Source organism: Bathymodiolus platifrons methanotrophic gill symbiont (genome assembly GCF_002189065.1).
Classification (GTDB): domain Bacteria; phylum Pseudomonadota; class Gammaproteobacteria; order Methylococcales; family Methylomonadaceae; genus Methyloprofundus.
Genome location: NZ_BDMN01000297.1, coordinates 1 through 1962 on the forward strand (window position 1 = coordinate 1; position 1962 = coordinate 1962).

At 41.1% G+C, this 1962-nt stretch carries 2 protein-coding genes; both read left to right on the top strand.

Annotated elements, in window-relative coordinates; translation table 11 throughout:
- Positions 1–626 (top strand): IS66 family transposase (gene tnpC / locus CDZ78_RS15715; protein WP_167374341.1); only part of this gene is annotated, 626 nt, incomplete at its 5' end.
- Between the two features lie 366 nt (positions 627–992).
- On the top strand, positions 993–1859 hold the full coding sequence (locus tag CDZ78_RS15720) for an endonuclease/exonuclease/phosphatase family protein (RefSeq protein ID WP_087870849.1): 867 nt from the start codon (positions 993–995) through the stop codon (positions 1857–1859).
- The last annotated feature ends 103 nt before the right edge of the window (positions 1860–1962 follow it).

Genomic DNA, 1962 nt, shown 5'->3' on the forward strand with positions numbered 1-1962 from the left:
CATTGGCATCAGATGACTGTATCCTCGTCGGCTGTATGGCGCATGCGCGTCGTAAATTCGATGAAGCGTTGAAAGCACTCCCTAAAGAAAGCCGCAAGAATAAAATGGGCATGGCCCAAACCGCATTACGCAAGTTTGCTCGCTTGTATGCACTAGAAAAACAATTCAAAGGCCTGACAATAGAGCAACGTTATTTGTTGCGTCTGGAAAAAAGCAAACCTCTGCTGGAAGATTTAAAACAGTGGTGTGATAACAACCTTACCAAAACGGCAAAAGATAGTGCGATCGGTAAAGCCATTCGTTACACCATTAACCAATGGGATAGCCTAACCCGCTATATTGATGATGGTAATATACAAATTGATAATAATGCAGCGGAACGTCATATCAAGCCGTTTGTGATTGGCCGTAAAAACTGGTTATTTAATCAAACTCCACGCGGCGCTAATGCCAGCGCACTACTTTACAGTCTTGTGCAGACAGCGGTAGCCAATAACCTAGAGCCTTTTGATTACTTAAAGTATTTACTCACCGCACTACCCAAGCTTGGTAGGCACTATAAGCCAGAGGCATTGGATCAGTTTTTACCCTGGAACCTGACTGAAAAAATCAAGCCTTTAAAGTAAGTGGCGTAGCTTGTCTAGGTGGGAAGAATCGACGCTTACAAACAACGGCCCTACGCCTTCTGGGGACTACCAGCCCTCGCGTTCGCTCTCCATGGCTGGCAGCGGATGAAGGTAAGCTAGTCTGGGTTAGCGAACAGGACGGTAAAGAAATCAGAGAGTATAGTGATCCAAGATCTGGCTTCTGGCGCCCCATTTCTGCCTGGTTTATTTCCTTACTCCCTATTGAAGATCAGATGTAATTCTAATCACAACTCAAATAAGCAGGGCGTGACTTTAACTCGTTAGTTTCATGCAACCGGTAAAGCCTCCCCTGCGCCAAGTAAATTACTTTTTATTACCTAGACTGACTTAAACCCGGAAGTAGTAATGCCTAAGATTTCCCTTAAATTAAGCTTGATATTGCTTCTCACCTTTCTTACTAGTAGCTGTTTATCAGTTTCTGATCAAGACTTATTACTATCGAGTTCTAGAGAAATACGTACGGGTAACACTTCATGTACTGAACAAATTATAATATCAGGCTTAGAAAAAACACTTAATAACACAGAATTCACCCTGGTAAGCTGGAATATTTATAAGCAGAATAAAGAAGGCTGGGATCAGGATTTATTAAGCTTGAGCAAAACTAGTGACTTGATTCTTTTACAAGAGGCCTATTTAACTCAGGGTTTAAAAGAATTTCTTCAAACAAATAATCATGATTGGGATATGGTTTCCGCATTCCGCTACCACGATATTCATGCTGGCGTTATGACTGTTGGAAAAGTTCCCTCTCAAGCCAGTTGCGCACAACGAACAACCGAGCCACTCTTATTTATACCAAAGTCGTCTTTGATTACTTACTACCCTATTAGCAACACAGAGCACAGCCTATTAGTTGCAAATATTCATGCGATTAATTTTACTTTAGGTATAGAGAAATATAACGAACAACTACAGAAAGTTAAAACGGTACTGACACGTCACCAAGGGCCAATTGTTTTTGCCGGTGATTTTAATACCTGGAGTGACCAGCGAGAGGTAGCTCTGGATCAGCTTATTGGCGCTGAGGAACTAGGCCTACTTAAAGTCGAATTTGTCAGTGACGTAGCCATGCTTGCCTGGGGACACCGACTGGATCATGTTTTCTTCAGGGGTCTAAAAGTAATCAATGCTGAAATTATTCCTGTAGATTCTTCAGATCATTACCCATTAAAAGTACAATTTGAATTTATAAAAGAAACCTTAAATTAACCCTATAAAAACCAGTCTGACTCTATTGCTGCTTACTTAAGCATTAACATATTAACAAACTGAAGTTTCCCAATTATTGAGTAGCTGAAATACACAATGCTGG